Consider the following 3,472-nt stretch of genomic DNA (forward strand, 5'->3'; position numbering starts at 1 on the left):
CGAACGTCGGATAGGGGTCGGCGTTGACGACCACGTCGTAGGGGTCGTAGTTGACATCATCGACGTCTTGGACATCGCTGCCGGTGGTGGTCGTCACGAAATCTTGCCTTTCGCCACAAGGTCGGTAATCCGGATCAACGCACGCCGAGTCGATGCCGCCAGTGTGTCAGCGTCGGAGGCGGTGCGGGCGATTTGTACTTCTCGCTTAATGGAACAGCTCGTGCACCCGTACTCTCGCCCGCATAACTCTATTACCGTAGAGAGCGACGCGGGCGGTTTCGGCGAGCTATTTCGCGGGCGGTTGCAGCGCGGCGCCATCGCGGGTGAGTTGGCCCTGCTGCTCGCTGGCCAGGACACCGGCAACGATGGCCGTCAAGACGCCGTCGAGTTGCTCGGGCGTGTCGATGATCCGGTCGCCTTGGACGAAACGCAGCATGAGCCCGTTGATGAAGGTCAGCGTCACGTTGCTGAGATCGTCGACGACGTCGGGATCCAGATCGGCGCCGTGCGGCAGCAGCTGGACCAGGATGTCGTGATGCAGCTTGGTGAAGGCATCGGTGGCGCGTTGCAGGGTCGCGGCGATCGCCGGATCCCGAGTGGCCTGAATGGTCAGCTCGTAGCGTGCCTTGCTGCGGCTCAGCTGCGGGTCTTCGCCGGACTGGATGACGACCTTGGCCAGCGTGGACGCCGAACCGTCCTCGACTGCGGCGGTGTCGGCGACGCTTTGTAACGCCGCCAGATCGAGTTCGACCATCCGCTCGGCGACCGCGTGCAGCAACGCCGAGCGGGTGCGGAAGTAGAACGACGTCGTGCCATCGGGAACGCCGGCGCGACCGTCGACCTTCAGATGGCTCAGGCCCTTGGCGCCGTCGTCGGCCAGCAGCTGTATCGCCGCGTCACACAGTTGGCGGCGGCGCTGATCGGGGTTGGGCTTGCGTCTCTTTGGTATCCCGGCAGTGTAGCGGCCGATCACCCCCGGTTTCGGTGCCAAAGGCGATCTCGGTGACCACCTGGGTTTGGTCCGGAGCCGAGCTGCTCTATATTCGTAGTGTCACTCAGGAATTGCGTAACCCGTCGAACGGACAACACGTGGCCGCTCCCGCCAGCATGCTCAAGCAACAGCATCAGCCGCTTCCGCCCTCAGGAGCACCGTCGCTGCGCAACGCCCCAGCTGATCTCGGTAGGTACCAGTTTCAGGTGGTGGCCGGAAACATCGCCGACGTCGTAACGTCGATCGGCGGCCTGATCTTCGATCGCGCGATGGCGGGCTGGGATGTCAGCGTGGTGCTCCGCGGCGACTCCAATCACGCCGTGAACGACCGGCCGATCCGGATCCTGGGCGCGCGCCTTGCGGAGCGGATATCGGACCCCGACGATGCACGCGCACTGCCTCGTCCGCACCTGCTCGCGGTTGCGGCGGACGTGATGGTGACAAGCGACGCGGTACGCCGGCACGTCCTCGCGCTCGCCAACGACAGCGGGACCGACGTGCTGCTATGGGGTCCCCAGCACCCGACGAGATTTCCTCTTACGTTCGTCGCTGCGCGGCATCAGCCGAGCGCGGCCGCCCAGGTCTTCAAATCACATGCGCTCTCAGGCGTTGAGCCGCAGGCGATGCGGCGTGTCGAGGAAACGTTCTACTCGATGACCTGAACCGTCAGTCGGGCTTGCCGGCCGTGACAAATTGCAGGTTGCGCTGAACCTTCTGCTCGATGTCGGTCAGGCCGCACTCGGAGAACAGGTCAACGAACGCATCACGGTCGAACAGGCGCAACCCGATCACCTTCGAGCTCGCCTCGGTCGCGTACCGCACGGCAGGTACGCGACTCGCGTAGCTGGTCAGGATTGCCACCCGACCGCCCGGCCGCAGCACCCGCACCATTTCGCGGGCGACCCGAAACGGTTCGGGCATCAGATACAGCGCACCGAAACAGCAGACGGCGTCGAACGTTTCGTCGGCGAACGGCAGCGTTTCCGCATCACCGCGGACGTAGCAGGTGCGGGGTCCGCTGTTGTCCTTCACGGCGCGGCTCAGCATCGGCACCGAGATATCCAACCCGACCGCGAGCCCGCCGGGGGGCAGTTCCTCCGCCAACCTGCCAGTGAAATTTCCTGGGCCACAGGCAATATCGAGCAGACGGGACGCGCCCGACAGACGCAGGGCTTCCGACGCGCGGCGCTGCTCGGTGGCAGTGGTGACGCCGCTGGCGACATAGAACGCCACCGGGCGCCACAGCCTCTCGTAGACCGTAGCCACCAGCGGGCTGTTCATCGCGACTTGCGCTAGCGTGGGCGTCTCGCTGGCCACCGACTCGCCGAGGACGTCGAGGAAACCGTGCCGCAGGCTCGCCTGGCGGTCGAGCAAAGCACGGGTTGTCTGCAGCGGATCGTCGGTAGGCGTCATGGGAGTGAGTCTGCCGGGGCGTAGATCCTTGCTGCAACACGCTCGAAGCCCATAGCCTGGGCACCATCTTCAACGGCGACGGGGGCGGCAGGTGACTGAACTGACCACGCTGCGGGCCGACGAACTCGCCACCCTGGATATCTTCAAGGGGCGCCCGGCTGAGGACTTGATGCCGTTGGCGGCCAGCCTGCAACCCTTGCAGGCGGCGGCGGGTCAGGTGCTGATGCGCCAAGGCGAACGGGCGGTATCTTTCCTGCTCATCGCGTCGGGAGCGGCGGACGTCACGCACGTAGGCGAAGATGGCGTGGTCACCGTCGAGCATGTCTTGGCCGGTACGATCGTCGGCGAGATCGCGCTGTTGCGCCATATTCCGCGGACCGCGACGGTGACCACCACCGGGTTGCTGACCGGGTGGGTCGGCGACAGCGACGCGTTCGCGCGGCTGGTGCACATCCCCGGGATCATGACCCGGCTGGTACGCACAGCCCGCCAGCGGCTCGCGGCGTTCGTCACGCCGATTTCGGTCCGGACCCGTGACGGCACCGATCTGCTGCTGCGACCCGTATTGCCCGGCGACAGCGCCCGGACGTTGCAGGGACATGTTCGGTTTTCCGCCGAGACGTTGTATCGACGGTTCATGTCGGCGCGGGTGCCCAGTCCGGCGCTGATGGACTATCTGGCCGAGGTCGACTACGTCGACCACTTCGTCTGGGTGATGACCGACCGCGACGGCAATCCAGTTGCCGATGCGCGGTTCGTCCGCGAGGACCACGATCAAGATGTCGCCGAGATCGCGTTCACCGTTGCCGACGACTATCAGGGTCGTGGCATCGGCTCGTTCTTGATTTCCGCTCTATCCGTCGCAGCACAGGTCGCCGGGGTGCGGAAGTTCTCCGGCCGAATGCTGGCCGACAACGTGGCGATGCGCGCGATCATGGATCACTACGGCGCATTCTGGCAGCGTGATGACGTCGGGGTGGTCACCACCGTCATCGACGTCCCGGATCCCGCGCATCTCTCATTGAGTCGCGAGATGGTCGCCCAGATCAATCACACTGCACGTCAAGT

4 protein-coding genes are annotated in these 3,472 nt (G+C 65.2%); 2 read left to right on the plus strand and 2 right to left on the minus strand.

The genetic code is table 11. From position 1 onward, the window contains the following. Positions 1 to 286: 286 nt before the first annotated feature. On the minus strand, positions 287 to 949 hold the full coding sequence (locus tag QOJ24_RS24065) for a TetR/AcrR family transcriptional regulator (protein ID WP_526265859.1): 663 nt from the start codon (positions 947 to 949) through the stop codon (positions 287 to 289). A 53-nt stretch (positions 950 to 1,002) separates the two neighbouring features. Here QOJ24_RS24065 and QOJ24_RS24070 point away from each other — a divergent pair, with 53 nt between their 5' ends. Then, positions 1,003 to 1,653: a hypothetical protein gene (locus QOJ24_RS24070; RefSeq protein WP_526265856.1), complete on the plus strand. Its 651-nt coding sequence runs from the start codon at positions 1,003 to 1,005 to the stop codon at positions 1,651 to 1,653. Between the two features lie 4 nt (positions 1,654 to 1,657). Here QOJ24_RS24070 and QOJ24_RS24075 read toward each other — a convergent pair whose 3' ends face one another. Next, positions 1,658 to 2,404: a class I SAM-dependent methyltransferase gene (locus QOJ24_RS24075; RefSeq protein ID WP_526265857.1), complete on the minus strand. Its 747-nt coding sequence runs from the start codon at positions 2,402 to 2,404 to the stop codon at positions 1,658 to 1,660. Between the two features lie 91 nt (positions 2,405 to 2,495). Here QOJ24_RS24075 and pat point away from each other — a divergent pair. Further along, positions 2,496 to 3,472, plus strand: a 977-nt coding sequence (gene pat, locus QOJ24_RS24080; RefSeq protein WP_526265858.1) for an acetyltransferase Pat, incomplete at its 3' end; no start/stop codon positions are given.

The sequence above is a fragment of the Mycobacterium sp. genome (assembly GCF_032159775.1).
In the GTDB taxonomy this organism is placed as follows: Bacteria; Actinomycetota; Actinomycetes; order Mycobacteriales; family Mycobacteriaceae; genus Mycobacterium.